This window comes from Nocardioides sp. NPDC087217, from assembly GCF_044744805.1.
Lineage (GTDB): Bacteria > Actinomycetota > Actinomycetes > Propionibacteriales > Nocardioidaceae > Nocardioides.
This window is the reverse complement of the sequence record NZ_JBIUZB010000003.1, coordinates 138588-159662: the sequence shown is the minus strand read 5'-3', so window position 1 is coordinate 159662 and position 21075 is coordinate 138588. Positions and strand designations below refer to the sequence as shown.

Genomic DNA, 21075 nt, shown 5'->3' with positions numbered 1-21075 from the left:
TCAGGCGTGGTCCGGCGTGCAGGATCGTCGTACCTGCGAGGATCGCAGCGAGGTGATGAGATGTCGATGATCGACTATGCCGCTCCCGCGGGTCCGACGCGTGGCTATCTTTCGGTTCCCGAGGGTCCCGGACCCTGGCCCGGCGTGGTGGTCGTGCACGACATCTTCGGCATGACCTCGGACGTCGAGCGGATCAGCGACCGGTTCGCGGCCAACGGCTACCTGACCCTGACCCCGGCGCTCTACGAGCGCGGCCCGAAGGTCGGGTGTGTCGTCAGCGCGATGAGGTCGCTGGTGACCGGCAAGGGCACCGCCGTCGACGATCTGATCGCCGCCCGCGACCATCTCGCCGACGATCCACGCTGCACCGGCAAGGTCGGCGTCGTCGGCTTCTGCATGGGCGGCGGCTTCACCCTGCTGCTGGCCCCGCGCGGGATCTTCGACGCGGCCGCACCCAACTACGGCGTGCGGCCCGGGGGTCTGTCCGCGCTGAGCTCCTCGTGCCCGATGGTGGCGAGCTACGGCGCCAAGGACCTCCTCCTGCGCGGCGCCGCGGACAAGGTCGAGGCGGCGCTCACCGCGGGCGACGTGCCCCACGACGTCAAGGAGTATCCCGGCGTCGGGCACAGCTTCATGAACGACTGGGGCTTCCCCACCCCCGCCCCCGTCCTGGAACGCGTGGTCGGCTTCAACTACTCCGAGCCCGAGGCGGAGGACGCCTGGCGGCGCATCCTCGCCTTCTTCGGCGAGCATCTCGCCCCGAAATAGCGCGGAAACCTCGGCGTTCTACTGTGGTGGCGCCCGAGTTCAACGGACAGCAAGGCCTCCTGGCCGGGAAAGCGGACACCTCCGGGCACGACCACCTGTCTGCTCCGAGCAAGGAGAACTCCCGTGAGTACCTTCCACGTTCCCGTCGTCGACATCGCTGCGTACGTCCAGGGCGGAACGCCCCAGGAGAAGGCGACCGTCGCGGCTGCCATCGACACGGCCTGCCGTGAGGTCGGCTTCATCCAGATCCTCGGCCACGGCGTCGCTCCGTCCGCGGCCGCCGGCCTCGCCGCGGCGATCGACGACTTCTTCGCCCTGCCGCCGGCGGAGAAGATCCGGTGGCGCCGACCGGCCGCCGAGAACCGCGGCTACACCCCGCCCAAGTCGGAGACGCTCGCGCTCAGCGCCGGCGTCCAGTCCGAGACGCGGATGAAGGACTTCTTCGAGGCCTTCAACGTCGGCTCGTCGGTCTCCGACCACCCCGAGGCCGATCTCGTCACGGCGCACTACGCGGAGAACACCTGGCCGTCGGTGTCGGACTTCCGGGCGCGCATCGACGCCTGGCGCGCCGAGGCCGCCCGGGTCGCGCGCACCATGGTCACCATCTTCGAGGACGCGCTCGACCTGGAGCGCGGTGCCATCGCGAACCTCGCGGCCCACCCGATCGAGGTCCTGCGGATGAACAACTACGCCCTCCCGGAAGGCACCCGGGTCGAGGTCGACGAGGACATGATCGGGATGGGTGAGCACACCGACTACGGCATCGTCACGATCCTGTGGGCCGACCGGGTCAAGGGTCTCCAGGTCCTGCACGGCGGCGAGTGGCACGACGTCAGCCCGGCCGAGGGGGCGCTGCTGATCAACCTCGGCGACCTCACCACCCGGCTGACCAACGAGCAGTGGCTCTCGACCCTGCACCGGGTCAAGCCGCCGATCGTCGACGGCACCATCCAGCGGCGCCGATCGGCTGCGTACTTCTTCGACGGCGACGCCGAGGCGGTCATCGGCCCGCTGCCGGGGTTCGTCGACGACGAGCACCCCCGCCTCTACCGTGAGGTCACCGTCGACGAGCACATCGCCGCCAAGCTCGCGGGCTCCCGTGCCGGCGTCCTCAACGCCGCCGCCGGCCGGGAGGCAGCCCGCGTGCTCACCGCGGGTCGCTGACCAGCGGCTCCTCGGAGTGCCGGCGGGCGATCGAAGCAGGCCACCAGATCTTGTCGCCGACCAGGGCGAAGACCGCCGGCACCACCACGGTGCGGACGAGGAAGGTGTCCAGCAGGATGCCCAGACCCACGATCAGGCCCACCTGGGTCAGCGTGATCAGGGGCAGTACCCCCAGGACCGCGAACACCGAGGCGAGCACGATGCCGGCGCTGGTGATGACGCCACCGGTCAGTCCGACCGCCATGACCATCGCATCGACGGTGTCGTGCTCGGCGGTCTCCTCCCTCGCACGCAGGACGAGGAACACCGTGTAGTCGACACCGAGCGCCACCAGGAACAGGAAGGCGTAGATCGGTGTGCTGACGTCGAGCGCAGGGAACCCGAAGACATGCGTGCTCATCCAGGCACCCAGGCCGAGGGCGGCGAAGGTGGCGATCACGCTGATGGTGACGAGCACCAGCGGCGTCACGATCGACCGCAGCACCGCGAAGAGCACCAGCAGCACCACCAGCAGGATCAACGGCACGACGACCTTGAGATCACGCTCGGCGCCGTTGCGGCTGTCCAGATCCTTGGCCACGCTGCCACCGACCAGAGCGCCGGTCCCGGCCAGCTCGCTGCGCATCGTCTCGATCGTCTCGATGCTCTCCGTGGTGGCCGGTGCGTCCTCCAGCGTCGCGGTGATCTTCACCAGGTCGCCGCTCTCGCCCGACGGGCGAGCGCTGTCGACCCCGTCCATCTGGTTGACCTGCGCGAGAACCGCGTCGGCCTGATCGGCACCGACCACGATCGTCACCGGATCGGAGGCGCCGGGCGGGAAGTGCTTCGAGAGAGTGTCCAGACCGTCGACCGACTCGGCGTCCACACGGAACTGGTCGGTCTGAGAGAGCCCGACCTTGACGCCCAGCAGCCCGGAGGCGAGTACGCCGAGGATCACCGCGGCCACGGCCAGCACCGCTGCCGGGCGGCTCACCACGGCGCGCGCGATCCGGAACCAGACACCGTCGCGAGACTTCTCGTCCTCGCCGTTGCGCGGCACGAACGGCCAGAACAGGCCACGACCGAACAACGACAGCGCTGCGGGAAGGGCGAAGAGCGCGAAGAGCAGGGCCACCAGCAGGCCGATCGCAGCCGAGACCCCCAGGGCCCGGGTGTTGGGAGCGACGCTGAACACCAGGGCCAACAGCGCGAGCACGACGGTGAGGTTGCTGGCCACGATCGCCTCGGCGGAACCGCGCACCGCGGCGGCGAGGGCGTCGCGGTGGTGTGCGTGCCGCCGGAGCTCCTCGCGGTAGCGCGAGACCAGCAGGAGCGCGTAGTTCGTGCCGGCACCGAAGACCAGCACGCTGGTGATACCGGACGTGGAGCCGTCGAGGCCGTTGCCGGTCCAGTCCGCGACGATCTGGGTCACCACCGAGGCAGTGCGATCGGCGACCGCGATCACGATCAGCGGCACGAGCCACAGCACCGGCGAGCGGTACGTGAGGATCAGCAGGATGGCGACGACCGCGGCGGTGACGAGGAGCAGCCGCACGTCGGCACCCTCGAACGCCGAGGAGATGTCGGCGGCGAAGGCGGCACCTCCGGTGAGCTCGACCGTGAGGCCGTCGGGCCGGTCCTCGTCGACCGTCTCCCGCAGCTCGCCGACGAGCTCGGTGAGATCGAGTCCGGTCACGTCGGCATCGACGTCGATGGCGACGATCAGGGCATCGCCGTCGGGCGCCGGGATCGGCGGCGAGACCTCGTTCCCGGTGATCTCGGCCCAACGCTGCGACACCTCGGCGACCCATGCCCGGTCCTCCGCTGTCAGCCCACCCGCACGCTCGACCACCGCAACCGCGGGCAGCACGTCCCCGCCCGGAAAGCTCTGCTGGAGCTCGGCGACCCGGGCCGACTCGGCGTCCGCCGGCAGCGGGTCAGGCGCCGAGCTGGCGGACTCCAGGGAAGATCCGACGACCATCACCGCACCGGCCAGGAGGACCGTGATCACCAGGACCAGCCATGCCGTGGCCTTTCTCGTGGTGAGTCGTGCGAGAGCTGCTAGCGCGGAGCGCATGGTCGGACCTTTCCAGTTGGGGGTGGTGAACGCGTCGGATGACATCGGGGCTAAGGCCTCTCCAGGCCGGCGGCAGCCGCCGCCCATCTCCACAGCGCCTCGGTCTCTCCGCGACCCGGGCCGGTCGCCGACCGATAGCTCGTTGGCCGCTGGCGACGGTCGTGCCAGAAGGTGCCGGACGGCGGGGCGGGCTCGGTGGCTGCGAGCCACACCGCTGTGTCCGCGCCCTCCTCGGCCGGACGTAGCAGCGGGCGGGTCAACGTACGGAAGCCGGGGAGGGATCGGGCGAGGCCCGGTGTGTCCGCCCAGCCGGGGTGCATGACGAAGGTGGAGATCCGGTCCGGCGACCACCGCCGGTCGAGGATCGGTGCCAGCTCGACCTGCATGCGCTTGGACCTCGCGTAGGCCACGGCGCCCTGGTAGGTGCCCTGCTCGAACTCCGGGTCGTCCACGGGAAGAGGCTGGGTGTACATCCCGCCCGAGGCGACGAAGACCTGCCTGGCGCCGCGCGCCGAGCGGCGCAGGGCCGGCAGCAGCTGCTCGGTCAGCCGGATCGGCCCGAGCACATGGGTGGCGACGGACAGCTCGTGACCCTCGACCGACTCGCTCCGCTCGGGCGGCATGACCCCCGCGTTGTGCACGAGTACGTCGAGCGCGGTGCGGCCGTCGTCGCGCGCGCAGAAGTCTGCTGCGAACGCGTCGACCATCGCCGGATCGGAGACGTCGCAGCGCTCCGTCCGAAGATCGGCGGCCCGCCCCTCGTCGCGGAGGATCCGCTCGATCCGCTCGACCGCGGGCGCGGCGCGTTCGGGCGAACGTACGAGGAGGTGTACGCGGGCACCGAGCCGGGCCAGGCCCAGCACCGTGGCCTCGCCGAGACCGCTGCCGCCGCCGGTGACCACCGCGGTCCGCCCGGCCAGCACGTCCGGACGCGGGTCGCCCTCGGCCCAGCGACGGCGACGGATCGCGTACCCGAGGCGGGAGTAGCCCAGCACGACCGTGCGGTCGAGCAGGCGGTCGAGACCCTGGTCAGATGCTGCGGCGTGCTTCATGTGCGTACGCTCCCGAGGACATGTCGCAGCGCCTGCTCGGCCTCGACGAACCGGAAGCGGTGGTCGAGCGCGAGGAGTCGTTGCGGGACCACCCGCTGGTTGGCGAAGGCCACCTCCTGCGCTCCCTCCCTGCCCAGGAGCAGACGGGGACCGAACGACGGTGTCGGCAGGATCGCGGGGCGGTGCAAGGCTCGGCCCAGGGCGGCGGCGTAGGCACGCTGCCGCAGCGGCGCGGGCGCGACGGCGTTCACCGGGCCGGCGAGGCCGGGGTCCACCAGAGCCCGATGGTAGATGTAGACGAGATCGTCGATCGCGATCCACGACTGCCACTGCTCCCCCGACCCCATCGGGCCGCCGAGACCGGTGGCGAACAGAGGCCGCTGCAGACGCAGGGCTCCCCCGCGCGGGCTCTGCACGATCCCGGTGCGCACCAGGACGACCCGCATCCCCGCGTCGACCGAGGCCAGCGCCGCCTCCTCCCAGTCGCGGACCACGTGAGCGAGGAAGTCGTCCCCGGTCGTGGAGTCCTCGGTGAGGACCTCCTCGCCGCGGTCGGCTCCGTAGATCCCGATCGCGGACGCGCAGACGAAGACGCCCACTCCTGCCGTCGCACTGGCCCGGGCGAGCAGGCGGGTGGGCCCGATGCGCGAGCCGCGGATCTGCTCCTTGTGCCTGTCCGTGAAGCGGCCGGCGATGCTGTGTCCGGCCAGATGGACGACGGCGTCCACTCCGGCCAGCGAGGCCGGGTCGGGGTCGTCGGGGTCCCAGGCACGCTCGTCCGGAGCCGTCGGCCGATGGCGCACCAGGCGGACCACGGTGTGTCCGCCGGTCGTCAGGAACGCCGAGACCGCGCTCCCCACCAGACCGGATGCGCCGGTGACCGCCACGGTGAGCCGAGGGGTCCCGGCCGCTGAGCGGTGAGCCGCCAGGTCGTCGGCGAGCTGACGCCGCCGGTACGCGAACATCGGCTCGAGCAGCCGCTTCGGCAGTGTCGTCGTGACCCTGTCGATCACGGTCGTGCCCTCACCGACGCTCTCGAAGTCGTGGCGATGGTGCCACGACACCGGCACCACGAACGGACGCGAGACCAGGCGGTCGGCGAAGCGCTGGCCGGCCACGTACTCCTCGGGCAGGTGCTGGGCCACCCATCGCCGGCCGGCCGGGAAATCGAGCACCGCGGTGCCTCCGGCGAGGTCCTGGGCCTCCTCGCCGATCCGGACGGGCTGCCACGGGGGCACCAGCCGCTGGAACGCGCCGGGTCGGCCGTGCCAGTCGAAGACGACGTCGGCCGCGTCTGGCACCGTGTGCCGGAACTCGTGGGTCGTCGTACGCAACAAAGTCATAAGGTCGAGTCCTTCAGCTCTGTCAGCCGGGCCAGCGCCTCGCGACGCTCCACGGCATGGTCGACGATGCGTTCAGGGTAGCCGTTGGTAAAGCCCTCCGGGTGGCGCCACGGCTCGTGGGCGGCTGCCCCCGGAAGGTGGCGAAGCTCAGGTACCCAGCGCCGGACGTAGTCACCCTGCGGATCGAACCGGAGACCCTGGGTGATCGGGTTGAAGACCCGGAAGTACGGCGCGGCGTCGGTTCCCGTCCCAGCCACCCACTGCCAGCCGTGGCTGTTGGAGGCCAGGTCGCCGTCGAGGAGATGGTCGAGGAAGTGCCGGGCGCCGGCCGGCCACCAGATGTGCAGATCCTTGATCAGGAAGCTCGCGACGACCATCCGCACGCGGTTGTGCATCCAGCCCTCCGCGAGCAACTGACGCATGCCGGCATCGACGAACGGGAAGCCGGTCCTGCCCGACTTCCAGGCCTCCAACAGCTCGGGGTCGTCGTCGTACTGCATGCCTCGCAGCCCGTCCCGCAGGTCACGCCAGGCCGACCGGGGGTCGTGCCAGAGCACGTCGGCGTAGAACTCGCGCCAGGCCAGCTCCGCGACGAAGCGCTCGACGTCCTCTCGGGAGGCACCGTTGCCGTGCTGATCCAGATCGGCGAGGAGCGTACGCGGATGGATCTCGCCGAACTTCAGGGCCGTCGAGATGCGGCTGGTCCGGTCGAGGTCGGGCCGGTCCCGGGCCGAGGCGTAGCCGGCCAGGTCCTCGGCGCAGAAGTCCTCCCAGCGGTGCAGCGCCACCCGCTCGCCGGCCTCCTGGTCCAGATGCTCGGGATGGTCCGGCAGCGGGTCCGACTCGAGCTTCGTCATCCACTCGACCTGAGCGTCACCGGCAGGCCCCCTCCATCCGTGCTCGCGCCAGGCACGCAGGAAGGGCGTGAAGACGCGATAGGGAGCACCGCTGGCATTCCTGATCCTGCCCGGGGTCACGGCGTACGGGCTGCCGGTGCCGACCAGTCCGATGCCGGCATCCGCCAGCCGCTGCTCCGCGGCCTCGTCGCGTCGCCGGCCGTACGGGGTCGTCTCGGTCGAGATGTGCACCTGGCTCGCTCCGGCCTCGGCGGCGACCTGGGCCACCACCTCGGCCGGGTCGCCCTGACGGATCACCAGTGCCCCGTCCGTCTCCTCGCGCAGCGCGGTGAGCGAGGCCAGCAGCCGCTCCCACCTCCGCCCGGAGCCGGCCAGGCGCGGGTCGAGCACGAACAGCGGCACCACGGGCCCGTCGGCGCCCGCGGCCTGCAGGGCTGGATGGTCTCCCAGCCTCAGGTCGCGCCGGAACCACATCACGGATGTGGTCATGAGTAGTCCCGTTCCCCGGGCTCCAGCCGGATCTGGGCGACGTCGATGGCTCCGGCCCGGAAGCCCGCCTCGCAGTAGACCAGGTAGAACTCCCAGGTACGACGGAACTCCTCGTCGAACTCTTCGGACCGGATCGTGGGCCACGAGGCCAGGAAGGCGGCGCGCCAGCGGCGGAGCGTCTCGGCATAGTCGGCACCGAACCTGTCGGCGCGGGTCACGCTCAGGCCGACTCGGTCGGCCTGAGCGGAGATCGCCGTGGCGGACGGGATCAGGCCTCCTGGGAAGATGTGCTTCTGGATCCACCCGTAGGAGTTCCGGGTCGCCAGGTAGCGCTGGTGCGGCATCAGGATCGCCTGCAGGGCGACGGCGCCGCCGGGACGGACCAGACGGGACAGGGCGGCGAAATAGTCGGGCCAGTAGCGCTCGCCGACCGCCTCGATCATCTCGATGCTGACCACGGCGTCGAAGGTGCCGGTGACCTGTCGGTAGTCCTGCACCACCACCTCGACCCGGTCGGTGTACCCCGCCGCCTCGATCCGCTCCCGGGCCAGTGCCGCCTGCTCGACCGACAGCGTGATGGTGGTGACCCGGGCGCCGCGACGTGCCGCCTCGATCGCCAGGGTCCCCCACCCCGTACCGATCTCCAGCACGTCGTCACCGGCGCCGGCGAAGGCCAGGCGAGGCCCTCCGGACGTACGCAGCCGGGCCGCTGCCGCGACCGCCTCGGTGGTGAAGACCGGGTGCTCATAGCTCATCCGTGCGGTGACCTTGGCCGGGTCGACGTGCTCGGTGGCGTTGAGCGTCACCACATGCTCGTCGTGGTCCTCGAGACCCTGGAGCCGGTTCATCCAGTAGCTGACAACCACCTTGTCGGCGCCGCCGCCGCACGAGGCGAGGCGATAGTTCCAGGACGCCCGGGCGCGGGGCAACGCCGGCAGCAGCGCGGCGTCACGGTGCAGCCAGGTCTCGTTCCGCGAGTATCCGATCGCGGCCAGGTCCGCCTTCTCCTCCGGGGTCGCATCGGCCAGGAGCCGCAGGGCCTGGTCGGCGTGGGTCGCCAGGACCACGCGATCGAAGTGCTGGGACCCGGCCTCGGTGCGCACCTCGACCCCGTCGGCGTGCCGCTCCACGGCGGTCACCGCTTCGCCGACACGGATCTCGCCCACCCGCTCGGCGATCTTGTCCACATAGGCACGGGAGCCGCCCACGACCGTGCGCCACGTGGGCGACCCGGTGACCTGGAGCATCCCGTGGTGGTCGAGGAAGGCGAACAGGTGCCGCGCCGGATAGGCGGCGGCGTCCTCGTCACCGCACGACCAGACGCACGAGACCAGCGGCACCGCGAAGTGCTGGACGAAGTAGTCGCTGAAACCGCCCTCGTCGAGGAACTGTCCCCACGTCAGGTCGCTGTCGGTCTGGAGCAGACGGCGGGCGCGACGGTGGAACCGCGGCACCTGCGCGAGCATGCGGAGGAAACGCGGATCACCGAGGCGACGCGGGTCGGCCAGGATGCCACCCAGCCCCTTGCCGCCGGCGTACGACAACCCGCAGTCGTCGCAGTCGATGCTCATGCTCATTTCGGTCGGCCGGGTCTCGACACCGAGCTCTCCGAAGAGGCGGAGCAGATTCGGATAGGTGCGCTCGTTCATCACGATGAAGCCGCTGTCGACCCGGGGGACGGCTCCCGACGCGGGCGGGACGTCGTGGGTGTGCGCATGGCCACCGAGCCTCTGCTCGGCCTCGAAGAGCGTGACGTCATGGCTGCGGCCGAGGAGGTACGCCGCGGTCAGCCCGGAGACCCCGCCACCGATCACGGCAACCGTTGGCCGCGGTGTGTGGGCCGCTCGGCTCATGAGAACTCCCTCGTCCGGCAACGGCATGGCCGCTGGCTAGTTTCGAAGATCGAACGTACAATGTTTGTACAAAGTATGTCAAAGGTTTGAAAGGGGCACGACATGAGGATCGATCGCACCGTGGAGACCTCCGCACCGACCGCCGAGGTGTTCGACTTCCTGGCCGACTTCACCAACACCGAGGAGTGGGATCCGGGCACCGTGCGCACCGACCGGATCTCCGGCGACGGCGGGGTCGGGACGGCGTACGCGAACACCTCTCGCTTCCTCGGGCGCAACACCGATCTCACCTACGTGGTGGAGGTCTACGAGCCCGGGAAGCGCGTCACGCTACGAGGCGAGAACAATACGGTCGTGGCTCATGACACGATGACCTTCGTCCCGACAGCCACGGGCGGAACCTCTGTGCGTTACGTGGCCGAGTTCGAGCTGAAAGGCATGGCCAAGATGGTGGCCCCACTGCTGACCCCCGCGTTCACCCGCCTGGGTGACTCCGCCTCCGAGCAGATGCGCGCGACCCTGGACCGACTGGGCCGGTAGCCGCGCAGATGTACACCATCAAGCACGCGGCACAGCGGGTCGGCATCACCACCGCGACGCTTCGTGCCTGGGAGCGCCGGTACGGCGTGATCGCTCCTCACCGGTCCGAGAGCGGCTACCGCCTCTACGGCGACCGCGACGTCGCCGTGCTGCGCTCGATGAAGCAGCTCGTGGACCAGGGATGGTCGGCCGCTCTGGCTGCGGCCGAGGCGATCCGGCTCGATCGCGCGCAGCCCGCTCACGAGATCGCGGCGGCGCCGGGCGACGGAGCCAGCTCCTCTTCCGAGCTCGCGGAGCGACTGACGACCGCCGCGGCAGCACTCGACACCACCGACCTGGCTGCAACCCTGGACCAGGTGTTCGCCCTCGGCGGCTTCGAGACGGTGATGACCGACCACGTCTTCCCTGCGCTGGAGGAGCTCGGGGACGCCTGGGCCGACGGCCGGGTCAGCATCGCCGGCGAGCACCTGGCCTCGAACGCGGTGATGCGGCGCCTCGCCCTCGCGTACGAGGCGGCGGCCGCCCATGGCCATGGGCCCCGCATCGCCCTCGGGACGGCGCCCAACACCCGCCACGAGATCGGTCTCTTCGCCTTCGCCGTCGCCGCACGACGGCACGGCATGGACACCGACTACCTGGGTGCCGACCTGCCGATCGACGACTGGCTCGGCGTGGTCGACGACCCCGCCCTCGCCGCCGCGGTGCTCGTGATCCCCACCACCTCCGACATCATCGCCACCGCCGCGGTGATCACCGCTCTGCACGACCACCGCCCCGATCTCCTCGTGGCCGTCGGCGGAGCCCAGCAGAGCCACGCCCCCGAACCCGCCGTACGCCTGGGTCACGACATCGTCGCGGGCGCGAAGACCCTCTCGGCCCTGATCTCGCAGAAGCAGCACTGACCTCGTTCCCTCCGACCGCGACCGGAGCCTCGCCGTCGTGTCACACGGCGTCGCGTCGTCTCGTCTCCAGTGGTGAATCCACGAACAAGGAGAGAAATGATGCACATCGCCCTATGGATCACTGCCGGACTGCTGGCGCTCGTCGCCCTCACCGGAGGCATCACCAAGACCTTCGTGCCACTGGAGAAGCTCGCCCAGCACGAGGGTGCGGCGTGGACCCGTGACGCCAAGCCCGCCTTCGTCAGGACCCTCGGCGTACTCGAGATCCTGGCGGCGATCGGGCTCACTCTTCCCGCTGTACTCGATGTGGCACCTGTCGTGGTGCCGATCACCGCCGCTTGCTGGGTCGCTTTGATGGTCGGCGCGATGATCACTCACGGGCGCCTCGGCCAGGCCAAGCTGGTCATGGTCAACGTGGTCTACCTCGCCCTGGCTCTCTTCATCGCCGTCGGTCGGTTTGGCGCCACGCCGTTCGTTGCCTGATGTATGGGCTCGTCTGTGACCGTGTTTTGGGGGTGGGGTGGGCCGCCGACCCTTGCTTTGAGGGTGTTCTCGACGAACCCCGGAGTCAAGGACGGCCTGCGGCCGCCGGCTTCGCCGGCCGCTTCGCGGTCCTTGACACCGGGGCCCGTCGAGAAAAGATTTGGCTGGCTATCGGGGCGGCGGCCCGGGTGTGGCGCAGCGGAATCTTGCTTGGGACACCTGCTGTTGATGGGGTGTGAGGGTGGCCCTTCGGGCCACTTACCATCCACAAGATCGAGGTCGTTCGCTCACCGCGAAAACAGTGGTTGACCAGGGAAAATAGGTGGCTCCGGAGCGAGTGAAGGCGTAGAATCGGACACATCACAGCACACCTCCGAGGAGAGGGCAGCGATGAGTCTCGGCCGCTCGATCGACCCCTGGGGCACCAACCCCGGCGATGCGATCGACGCTGCCCTGGCCGCCATCGAGACCGCCCTCCACGAGTTGCTGGCCACCGATCCCGCCTACTGGCGCACCGGGCAGAAGAAAGACCTCCTCGAACGGTTGGAGAAACTCCAGGCCCAACAAGCCGCATTGAAGCTGAGAGTGCTCGCATCTGCTGGCGACATTGCTGAGGAGACCGGCGCGAAAGACGCCTCCGGATGGATGCGGACCGACCTCCTCGTCGACAAAGCCGTGGCACGCTCCCAGGTGAAACTCGCTGCGGCAGTCACGAAGTACGGCCTCGTGGCTGCCGGCCTCGCTGAAGGCGTCGTGTCCCAGGACAAAGCCCGGGTGATCACCCAGGCGCTCGACAAGATCGAGGCCGACCCGGTCGCCAGCGGCGAGGACCTGGTCCTCGCCGAGAAGCTTCTCGTTGACTACGCCACCCGGTTGACTGCCAACGAGCTCCGCATCGTCGGACGACGGATCCTGGCCGAGATCGACCCGGCCCGGTTCGAAGACGCCGAAGCCCAAGCACTCCTCGCCGAGGAAGAACGCGCCCACCAGAAGACCGCCCTACGGGTCTGGGACAACCACGACGGCACCATCGGCTTCGACGGCGTCCTCCCGACCTCGATCGGGATGAGGTTCAAGCGGCTGGTGGAGGCCTGGGCCCAACCCCGCAAACAACAACTCGTCGCCAAGGGTGCCCCGCTGCCGCCGTGGGAACGACTGATGGGCCAGGGCTTCGCCCGCCTGTTGGAGACCGTCGACCCGGCCGCGTTGCCTAGGCATGGCGGGGATGCCACCACCATCAACGTGGTCATCTCCCTGGAGGAGCTCCGCAAGGACCTCGGCATCGCCACCCTGGGCTACGACGAGACCAACGGCACCACCATCACCGCGGCCGAGGCCCGGCGGATGGCGTGCAACGCCACCATCATCCCCTGGGTCCTGGGTAGCGACAGCGAGGTCCTCGACGCTGGTCGGGGCAGCAGGTTCTTCCAACCGATCCAACGCAAAGCACTCCGGATCCAGCACAAGTGCTGCCAAGCCGAAGGCTGCGACATGCCACCCGAATGGTGCGACGCCCACCACCTCGACCCCTGGGCCGCCGACGGCAAGACAGACCTCAAGGACGGGGCCTTGTTGTGCCCCCACCATCACCGCCTGGCCCACAACGCGGCGTACGTTCATGAGCGGCTGCCGGATGGCACCATCCGGTTCACCCGCCGCCCCTGACCGGGCGGGCGAGGAATCACACCACCGGGCCCTGCCCTCGGCCCGACGACTCCCACCATCGACGGGTTTCAACTCCTACTGCAGCCGTCCGTCCCGGTGCCCCATATGAGCGTTCCGGCCACCTTTCTCGACTCCACGCCCGCCGCTCCCCACCGGCGAGGACACCTCCCCACTCCAGTGAAGGCTCCCCACGCTCCGGAGGATGGGGAATGTCCACGCCCGAGGGGATCTCCCGATCGGTGGGAACTCTCGTGACCCGGCCGGCACCGAACCCGCCCAGGCAAGAACAACGGCGCGCTTGTGAACGGTTCACAAGATCGCGCCCACTGCCGTAGGCACCCACGCGGCACGATCCGCCCGCGCACGACCGGCCCACGGCCCCCAGCCCGTATCCAACTGAGAACTCCGCGCCAAACCCCGCCGCCGACCCGATAGCCAGCCAAAATTCTCGCCGGGGCCCGGTGTCCAGGATCGCCGAAGGCGACCGGCGAAGCCGGCGGCCGAAGGCCGTCTTTGACTCCGGGAGCTGGCGAGAACACCCTCCCGTAACGGGTCGGCGGCGAACACTGAAACGAGCCCACGGCCACCTCCGCGGCGGCGAACCGAGACCAAACCAAGACCGACAGACCCGATCACGGTGCGAGACACGCAAACCCGGTGTGACCGTCGTCATACCGAAGGCGCATCACGTCAGTCCGAAACGGGCTTGGACGCGTGTTCGGAGCCGTTTCTAGGCTGCCAATCCAGCGGCCTCCTCCAGGGAGGGCATTCGCGAGAGGCAATGGCATGGGCATGGAGTTCGATCGTCGTTCACTCTTCAAGGTCGGGGCGACGGTGGCCGGCGGCGGGGCGCTGGCAGCGAGCGGAGCGGGGACCCAGCAGGCGGCGCACGCCTCGGTCCCGGAGCGGCGGCTCGAGCGCAACGGGGTCGCGGTCGGGTTCGTCATCGGCGACGCGAAGGTCGTCGACCAGGGCACCCAGGCGGTGGTCGAGGTGCCGGTGCTGGGAGAGGGCGGCCTCCGGCTGGCGGTGACCCAGCGCGTACGTCCCAGCGCAGCCGAGCAGATCGCGGCCGGTCTCGCGCCGGGCGCGCTCGTCGACTTCGTGGTCAAGCGCGGCGAGGTCGTGGTCGACGACGGCCAGACCCAGCCCTTCCACACGGTGCTGACGAAGTCGGCCAGACCCGTCTTCGCGACGCAGAAGTACGGACCGGAGCTGGCGCCTCGCGACGGCAGCCCGGGTGCGATGGTCGCCGCCGGCTGGGTCTACGCCAAGCGCGGCCGCACGATCACGATCGGCGACGGCCGGAAGGTGACCGAGGACATCGGCGGTCGCCCGCTCCCCCGGCCGAGCAAGCGCTACGAGGAGACCTACCGGGTCGCGGCCGATGTCGAGGTCTACCGCGTCGACACGGCCAACTGGGCCGCCTCGCGCCCCTCGACGTTCGCCGCGGTGCCGGTGACGAAGGACTACGCCTACAGCACGACCGAACGCCAGGCCGCGTTCGTCGTCTTCGACCGCGACTTCCGTGACGCCGACGACGCCCGGGTGCGCCAGATCTTCTACTTCACGCCACAGGACGTCTCGGACGGCAAGCCGGTGTGGGACGTACCCACACAGAGTGACCTGCTCACCGACAAGGGCGTCGACCCGGTCTCGGGCCAGCGCTACGTCGACATCGTCGCGACGGGCGTCACCGCGGCGCCCTACACCCGCAGCACCGAACCCTTCGAGATCGTGGCCGACACCTTCTACTTCGTCGGCGACAACGAGGTCTCCTGCTACCTGTTCAACACCGACATGGGCACCCGGAGCGCGCGCGACAACCGGCTCGTCCTGCTCGACACCGGCTGGCCCAACAGCGGCTACCAGTACTGGAAGAACATCGAGGCCATGGGCTTCGACCCGCGCCACATCGACGACATCATCATGGCCCACGGCCACGGCGACCACTACGGCTCCACGGTCGAGCTGGTGACGATGATCGAGAACGCCGGCGGCAGCGTACGGCTCCACTCCCCGCACGAGGACATCGTCGGACTCGGCCAGGACGCCGTCGGCAACACCTGGAACCTCCCACCGGCGCTGCCCGCGAGCGAGACCCTGATCCGGGAGCGCAGCGACTTCCTGGTCTACGACGAGTGGATGGACTTCGGCAACGTACGCCTGATGCCGCTGTGGTCGCCCGGCCACACTCCCGGGTCGGCCTCGTTCGTGTTCGAGGTCGAGAACCCTCGCGACGGCAAGCGCCTGACGTTCGGCTACATGGGTGGCTACGGCTGGAGCGCCAGGACCGTGACCCCGACGAACGGCTGGCAGCGGCTCGGATTCCCTTACAACCTCGCCTGGCTCCAGCAGCGGGTCGCGCCCGACTACGTCACCGGCCAGCACGCCAACCAGTTCCCGCTCGTCGAGATCTACCAGGCCCTCAAGGCCTACAACAACGACCCGGCCAACAGCGACCGCCAGCTCACGATGCTCGACGCGATGGTCCCCGGTGAGTGGGTGAACTACCTCGAGAAGAGGTACGCCACCGCCACCAACGCCATCGCCGACACCCAGCCCGGCTACCAGAGCATCGAGACCTACGGTCCGTTCAAGCCCGGCCGCGAGAACGGAGACCAGGACGTACGCGTCCGGCTGGTCGACGGCGGCCAGGTGCAGCACGGCTACGACCGCGCGCTCAACCGCAATCCGCTGATCCCGCTCCTGGCCGACGGCATCAACATCAAGATCGACAGCTTCGTGCACGACCCCGACGGCTGGTACGTCCAGTTCGAGCTCGACGTCCTCGACTCCTACGGTGGCTTCCTCCCCGGCGTCGGCCCCGTCGAGTCGATCCGGCCCGAGGTCACCGAGATCCTGCGTACGCAGCGCCTCGGCAGCCGCGCGGAGGCCGAGGCCGTGCGTGCCACGGTGAGCGCCGGCGGAACCTACCGGGTCGACCTGACTCCCGCCAGCGCCATCGTCGTCCCCGCCGACGGCACCCCCGTCTTCGAGGCCGACTGACGACCCTGTCAGGCGTCCCCGGACTCCAGGCGCTCGGTCTCGATCCGGAGCGCCTCGATCACACCGGTGACCCAGCGTCCGATGGCGGCAAGCTCCTGCTGGTCGAAGCCTTGGTTCATCTCCTCGATCCGTCGAGCGAGCCCGGCCGCAGTCGGGCGTGAGGTCTGCTGGAAGTGAGGCGTGGTGTGGATCCGGAACGACCGGCGATCACGCGAGCTGCGTTCACGACGTACGTAGTCGGCGGCGACGAGCTTGTCGACGATCTTGGTGACGGCCGCATTGCTCAGGCCGGTCGCTGCCGAGAGCTCGCCGGGGGTGATGCCGTCGGGGTGGCGGGCCACGAGATCGAGCATCTTGTGCTCGCTGTTGCTGACGCCCAGCCGGCGGGCGATGGCCTCGTGGAACATCACCACGCGAAGGCTCAGCTCGGCGCCGAGCCGATCGCCCTCCTCGGACATGCGGCTCCTCCCCTCCTCGCAAATTTGTTTCACCTTAGTGAAATAACAGGCTAGTCTCCGCCCATGAGGATCGAGCTCTCGCCACCCCGGACGACCACTGATTCCCCCACCTTCGCCGGTGCCCTGCTCCGCTGCTACGTCGCGACACTGCTCGTCGGAGCTCCGCTCGCCGCACTGCTGCTGACCCCTGGGCTCATGCGGAGCCGGGTCGCCCTGGTTCCGGGGATCACCTCGTTCGGCATCACCGCGTTTCTGGTGCTGTCCTTCCTGCTGATCGCGGTGGCACCGCGCATCTCGGCCCGGGTCGCGCCCGGCGGCGCATGGCGACCGGGGCTCGTCCGCAAGGTCGGCCCCGCGCTCCGCCGCGAGCTGCCTCGTCAGTGGTGGAGTCGCGCCGGCGAGGCCCTGCTGATCTTCGTCGCATCCCAGCTGACCGGCGGCTTCATCGCCTGGATGATGCCCTACATCTGGGCCGACCCGGCCTCGACCGACGACCAGGTGATCTGGGTGCTCCACTACCCCAACTACGCGACCCAGGCCGTCTCGATGTACCTCGTCATCTGCCTGGCGGCGGCCTGGTTCGGCACGCGGCTGCGCCAACTGGCCCTCGGTATCGACTTCGTCGACCACGGCCAGCCGGTGTCGTAGCGGGATCAGCGTCCGAGCACGGCGCGGAGGCGGCCCACCTGGGCGGTGCGCTCGGCGAGGCGCTGCTCGTCGAGACTCCGGCTCGACGCAGCCGCCAAGAGCTCGTGCGTACGCCGCACCGCGGTCGTATCGTGGGCGACGAGCGACCCGACCAGGTCGGTGAGGGCCGAGTCCAGCTCAGCGGCCGGCAAGACGCTCTGCGCGAGCCCGATCAACTCGGCCTCGGCAGCGCCCACCCTGCGCGCGGTGGCACAGATCTCGAGCGCTCGCGCATAGCCCACGGCCTCGACCAAGGGCTTGGTGCCGGCGAGGTCGGGAACCAGCCCCAGCGCAGGCTCCTTCATACAGACCCAGGCGTCGTCGGCCATGATCCGCAGGTCGCACGCCAGCGCCATCTGGAAACCGGCACCGATCGCGTACCCCTCGACGACCGCGATCGAGATGAACCTCGGGTCCGCCAGCGCCGCGAACGGCCGCTGATACTCCCCGATCAGGTCGATGACCTCCTGGTCGCTCCGTGCCAGCGTCGCGACGAGGCTCCCGGCCACCTCGGTCTGCCCCGGATCGACCAGCGACAGGTCCAGCCCCGCGGAGAACGTGCCGCCGGACCCGCGCACGACCACGACCCGCACATCAGCTGAAAGCGACTCGAGGAACCCCGCGATCGCCGCCCACATCACCGGATGCTGGGCGTTGCGTACGTCGGGACGGTCCAGCAGCACGGTCGCCACCACGCCGTCGATGCTCAGATCCACACCTGGTTCGTTCATGTTCATGGCTTCATCCTGACCCCTGGGGCGGCCGGCCGATCATCCAGGACGGCCGCAGGCCCGGCGCGATGCGCCGGGCCTGCGGTGGTGGTGCTCCCGGCACGCAGCCGGGTCAGCGGATCCCTAGGAGCGGGCCGCCTCGATCTGGGCGGTCACGTCGTAGGGGAACTCCGAGGTGATGCCGATCTTGTCGTACTCCATCTTCGAGGCGTCGAACCCGTCGTTCCAGTTGCCGTTGGTGACCTCGTTGCACTGGTAGGACTGGTAGGACTGGTCGGTGGTCTCACCGACCTCGATGTTGGCGAAGGAGAACCCGCAGCCGCCGGCGTCCATGTGGATGCCGCGCGTGCCGGAGTCGGGCATCTCCCCGACCGGGTCGGTCAGTACGTCACCGATCACCATCTGCTCCACCTTGTTCTTGATGGGGTGCGGATCCTGGTTGGCCACGCCGTACGTGTAGAACGCGCCCATGTCACCCGAGTCCAGACCGGCGTTCTGGATCTCGATGTAGCGGAAGGTGTTGTTGTCGGTGTACTGCTCGCCGTCGATGACCTCCGGACGCGACTCCAGGCTGATGCCGTACCGCGCGGAGTGGTTGACGAAGACGTTCTCCACCAGGTTGTTGCCGGTGTCCATCAGCTCGATCCCGGAAGCGTCGCCGGGCACCAGCTCGCCGATGTGGTCGATGAACACGTTGGAGATCGTGTGTCCGTGGCTCAGGTCGCCTTCGCCGGGCCAGCCACCCTCGATCTTGATCGCGTCCGCGCCGATGTTCTCGAACAGGCTGTTGGTGACCTTCAGGCCCTCATTGGCGAACAGCGCGTAGACACCCATGAACCCGGTGTCGGAGACATGCAGGTTGGTCAGCGTGATGTCCTTGGTGTTCTCCAGCGTGATCGCACCGAAGCGGTTGCGCGGCATCTCGATCTGCCGGTCGTACTCGGGGTACTTGTGGGGCTCGCCCGAGTCGCCCGCCGAGATCCACCCCGCGCGGTACCAGTCGACGAAGTCGCTGTGCTGCAGCCCGATCCCGTCGAAGGTGATGTCGCGTGCCCGCCGCTCCGGCGTCGCACCCTTCACATCGATCAGCTTCTTCACCGTCGGTGCCATGATCCGCACCTTGCTGATGTCGCCCTTCGGCTTGTAGTAGATCTCGTTGTTGGCGTAGTCGAAGTAGTACTCACCCGCCTGGTCGAGGAACGGGAGAGCGTTCTGGATGAAGTAGCGCGAGCCGCCACCGCTGTTGACCAGCGCGTAGCGGGTCCAGTACTTCAGCGTGGTGAAGCCCTTGCGGTAGTCGGCCCCGCCGAGCGGCACGGTGTCGGTGAACCAGCTCCAGGAGCCACCGGACCACACGGTCACCTGGGCGTTGGCCAAGGGGTTGCTGGTCGGAGTGTCGTCCCACGCCGGGTCCCAGTCACCTTCCTCCCAGTACAGCCACTGCCGCACGGCCTCCTTCTCGGGCTCACCGAGCTTGGAGAAGAGGTACGGCCCGTGCGAGTCCTCCGACCCGCGGTTGGGATAGCGGGCGACCTCGGCCCGCGCGCCGTCCTCGAACAGCGTGTAGAACCGCTGCCCCGGCTCGACCTTGGTCTTGTAGATCCCGTCGCGGAACGGCTCCCACCCGGTCAGCTCCTTTGCACCGGTCAGGACCGCCTTACCCGGTCCGTCCACCGACCGGTAGACCACGTCGTGGCCGTTGCTTCCGCTGTCACGGTCGTCGAGCTCGAGCGTGGAGTCCACCTGGTACTCACCGGCCCGGACGTTGACCGTGACGTCGCAACCCATCTGGGCATTGAGCTTCTTGTCGCGGATCTCGTCGCGGGCACGCTCCAAGGTCGCGAACGGGGCACTCTCCGACCCGGCGGCCTCGTCGCTGCCGTCGGGCGCGACCCAGAGGGCCTTGCACTTTCCTCCCGCCGCGCCGGCGGTCTGTGTGGTGACCGCGAACCCGGTGACCGCTACGACGGCCGCCGCGGCCAGCGCGCCCAGGCGGCGCGTCATTGGTTGCTGCATGGTCCGTTCCCTTCTCTATGGGGGCGGAGCGCCCGGCGAGAGGCAGAAGGACCACCCAGGGGTGACCGTGCAGCCTCCGAGACGAGCTCCGTGTGACATGCGCCACGCACCTAGCGTGATGTCATACATATGACGTGTCAAGACCTGCCTGGATGATGAGATGCCTCGCATGCGTCCGCGCCGCACGGTCGGATCGGCGTCGCGGCGACGTACGATGTCCTACACTTCCGGTTATGCCGCAACCGCTTTCCCGGACCACCACGGTTCTCTCCCAGCCGCGTGACCGGCAGCCGATGCTCGGCGTGGTCGTCGTCGACGAGCTCGTCGACGCGATCGTCTCCGGGCGCCTGGCTCCGGGTGACGCGCTGCCGCCGGAAGGACCGCTCAGCGAGCAGTTCGGCGTGAGCCGCACCGTCGTACGCGAGTCCGTGAAGCGCATCGAGGAGAAGGGTCTCGTCACGATCGCGCGCGGGCGTGGCACCGAGGTGCGCCCGATGACGGCGTGGAACACGATGGACCGAGTGGTCCTCTCCGCCTTGATCAAGCACGACGAGACGCTGGGCATTCTCGACGAGCTCAGCGTCGTCCGTGCCCAGCTCGAGTCGGTGATGGCGGCAGAGGCCGCCCAGCGGCGATCGGACGAGCAGGTCGCCGAGCTCGACCGGGCGATGCAGCGGATGCGGGAGAGCACGGCCGACGAGGATGTCTTCCGCGCCGCCGACGTGGCCTTCCACGAGACCGTCATGGAGCTCTCCCGCAACCGGCTCGCCGGCAACATCGCTCGTACGCTCATGGACCACGCGCTGGAGAGCTCTCGCTACCACGGCGTCGACACACCCGACGCGTTCGCCCTGACCCTGCGTGAGCACGAGGCCGTGCACGCCGCCATCTCCGAGGGAGACCCGGTGCGGGCGCAGGACGCGATGAACAACCACATCCTCGAGGCGTGGCGCCGCCGCAGGCTGCCGCTGCCCGACGCCAACCGCGAGGACTGAGCCTGGG

Annotated in this window: 17 protein-coding genes; 9 read left to right on the top strand and 8 right to left on the bottom strand. The window is 69.3% G+C overall.

Annotated elements, in window-relative coordinates:
* Positions 1 to 60 precede the first annotated feature (60 nt).
* Together ACIO3S_RS15120 and ACIO3S_RS15115 are read left to right on the top strand one after the other, a co-directional pair.
* A complete protein-coding gene (locus ACIO3S_RS15120; RefSeq protein ID WP_400465014.1) occupies positions 61 to 768 on the top strand; it encodes a dienelactone hydrolase family protein in 708 nt (235 codons plus the stop codon).
* A 123-nt stretch (positions 769 to 891) separates the two neighbouring features.
* Positions 892 to 1932 (top strand): isopenicillin N synthase family dioxygenase, encoded by a 1041-nt coding sequence (locus ACIO3S_RS15115; protein WP_400465011.1) that lies wholly within the window; start codon positions 892 to 894, stop codon positions 1930 to 1932.
* Here ACIO3S_RS15115 and ACIO3S_RS15110 read toward each other — a convergent pair.
* From ACIO3S_RS15110 to ACIO3S_RS15090, 5 genes are read right to left on the bottom strand one after another with little or no spacing between them, the layout of a single operon-like run.
* Complete coding sequence (locus ACIO3S_RS15110) at positions 1916 to 3988, bottom strand: MMPL family transporter (protein ID WP_400465008.1); 2073 nt, start codon at positions 3986 to 3988, stop codon at positions 1916 to 1918. The two genes, ACIO3S_RS15115 and ACIO3S_RS15110, sit on opposite strands and share 17 nt — an antisense overlap.
* 50 nt (positions 3989 to 4038) lie before the next feature.
* Complete coding sequence (locus ACIO3S_RS15105; RefSeq protein ID WP_400465005.1) at positions 4039 to 5040, bottom strand: SDR family NAD(P)-dependent oxidoreductase; 1002 nt, start codon at positions 5038 to 5040, stop codon at positions 4039 to 4041.
* Positions 5037 to 6383: a TIGR01777 family oxidoreductase gene (locus ACIO3S_RS15100; RefSeq protein ID WP_400465002.1), complete on the bottom strand. Its 1347-nt coding sequence runs from the start codon at positions 6381 to 6383 to the stop codon at positions 5037 to 5039. Before ACIO3S_RS15100 ends, ACIO3S_RS15105 begins: the two co-directional genes overlap by 4 nt.
* Entirely contained in the window at positions 6380 to 7729 is a 1350-nt protein-coding gene (locus ACIO3S_RS15095; RefSeq protein ID WP_400464999.1) for a cryptochrome/photolyase family protein, read from the bottom strand. The genes ACIO3S_RS15100 and ACIO3S_RS15095 overlap by 4 nt, the downstream gene beginning before the upstream one ends.
* Positions 7726 to 9582, bottom strand: coding sequence for an FAD-dependent oxidoreductase (locus ACIO3S_RS15090; protein WP_400464996.1), 1857 nt, complete (start codon positions 9580 to 9582; stop codon positions 7726 to 7728). Before ACIO3S_RS15090 ends, ACIO3S_RS15095 begins: the two co-directional genes overlap by 4 nt.
* Positions 9583 to 9684: 102 nt before the next feature.
* On the opposite strand from ACIO3S_RS15090, the gene ACIO3S_RS15085 reads away from it, so the two are divergent.
* From ACIO3S_RS15085 to ACIO3S_RS15065, 5 genes are all read left to right on the top strand, one after another.
* Complete coding sequence (locus ACIO3S_RS15085; protein ID WP_400464993.1) at positions 9685 to 10122, top strand: SRPBCC family protein; 438 nt, start codon at positions 9685 to 9687, stop codon at positions 10120 to 10122.
* Between the two features lie 8 nt (positions 10123 to 10130).
* Positions 10131 to 11024, top strand: a complete 894-nt coding sequence (locus tag ACIO3S_RS15080; RefSeq protein WP_400464990.1) for a MerR family transcriptional regulator — start codon at positions 10131 to 10133, stop codon at positions 11022 to 11024.
* Positions 11025 to 11123: 99 nt separating this feature from the next.
* A complete protein-coding gene (locus tag ACIO3S_RS15075; protein WP_400464987.1) occupies positions 11124 to 11507 on the top strand; it encodes a DoxX family protein in 384 nt (127 codons plus the stop codon).
* 390 nt (positions 11508 to 11897) lie between these two features.
* Positions 11898 to 13172, top strand: coding sequence for a DUF222 domain-containing protein (locus ACIO3S_RS15070; RefSeq protein WP_400464984.1), 1275 nt, complete (start codon positions 11898 to 11900; stop codon positions 13170 to 13172).
* 792 nt (positions 13173 to 13964) lie between these two features.
* Complete coding sequence (locus ACIO3S_RS15065; RefSeq protein WP_400464981.1) at positions 13965 to 16181, top strand: MBL fold metallo-hydrolase; 2217 nt, start codon at positions 13965 to 13967, stop codon at positions 16179 to 16181.
* 8 nt (positions 16182 to 16189) lie between these two features.
* Here the strand turns inward: ACIO3S_RS15065 and ACIO3S_RS15060 are convergent, their stop codons facing one another.
* The gene (locus tag ACIO3S_RS15060) at positions 16190 to 16639 is read right to left on the bottom strand and encodes a MarR family winged helix-turn-helix transcriptional regulator (protein WP_400464978.1); all 450 of its coding nucleotides are present in this window, start codon (positions 16637 to 16639) and stop codon (positions 16190 to 16192) included.
* Between the two features lie 63 nt (positions 16640 to 16702).
* On the opposite strand from ACIO3S_RS15060, the gene ACIO3S_RS15055 reads away from it, so the two are divergent.
* Positions 16703 to 17287, top strand: a complete 585-nt coding sequence (locus tag ACIO3S_RS15055) for a hypothetical protein (protein WP_400464975.1) — start codon at positions 16703 to 16705, stop codon at positions 17285 to 17287.
* A gap of 5 nt (positions 17288 to 17292) precedes the next feature.
* Here ACIO3S_RS15055 and ACIO3S_RS15050 read toward each other — a convergent pair whose 3' ends face one another.
* Positions 17293 to 18063, bottom strand: coding sequence for an enoyl-CoA hydratase/isomerase family protein (locus ACIO3S_RS15050; RefSeq protein ID WP_400464973.1), 771 nt, complete (start codon positions 18061 to 18063; stop codon positions 17293 to 17295).
* Between the two features lie 117 nt (positions 18064 to 18180).
* Positions 18181 to 20073 carry a right-handed parallel beta-helix repeat-containing protein gene (locus tag ACIO3S_RS15045; RefSeq protein WP_400464970.1) on the bottom strand — a complete coding sequence of 631 codons (1893 nt, stop codon included), beginning with the start codon at positions 20071 to 20073 and terminating at the stop codon, positions 18181 to 18183.
* Positions 20074 to 20306: 233 nt separating this feature from the next.
* Between ACIO3S_RS15045 and ACIO3S_RS15040 the strand changes: the two genes are divergently transcribed.
* Positions 20307 to 21068 carry a FadR/GntR family transcriptional regulator gene (locus ACIO3S_RS15040; protein WP_400464967.1) on the top strand — a complete coding sequence of 254 codons (762 nt, stop codon included), beginning with the start codon at positions 20307 to 20309 and terminating at the stop codon, positions 21066 to 21068.
* Positions 21069 to 21075 lie beyond the last annotated feature (7 nt).